The sequence below is a fragment of the Pseudomonas sp. SIMBA_067 genome (assembly GCF_046534675.1).
Classification (GTDB): domain Bacteria; phylum Pseudomonadota; class Gammaproteobacteria; order Pseudomonadales; family Pseudomonadaceae; genus Aquipseudomonas; species Aquipseudomonas putida.
The window spans coordinates 1-266 of the sequence record NZ_JAWRYH010000555.1 but is presented as its reverse complement, the minus strand read 5'-3'; the positions used below and the strand labels follow the sequence as shown (position 1 = coordinate 266).

Annotated in this window: 1 pseudogene; it reads right to left on the bottom strand. The window is 55.6% G+C overall.

The window, feature by feature from the left end:
- Positions 1 to 266: pseudogene (locus tag SB765_RS30300) on the bottom strand (D-galactonate dehydratase); the annotation flags it as partial.

The following is a 266-nucleotide window of genomic DNA, read 5'->3' as shown; positions in this document are numbered from 1 at the left end:
ATGCCTGGTCAATCCCGGCGATGGCGCTCATCAGGATCGGACCGCCGCGATAGAATCCGGCGCGATACATCACTTGCCATAAGTCATTGATGCGCGATGGATCCTGACCAATCAAATAGTCACCCAGCTCGTGAACTGCCGCTTCCACCGTACGGGCGCGGCCTTCGATCACGGGCTCGCCCCAACCGACCACGCCTTCATCGGTTTCAATTTTCAGGAACATCCAGCGGGGAGGTAAACGATACGTGGTAATTTTGGTGATTTTC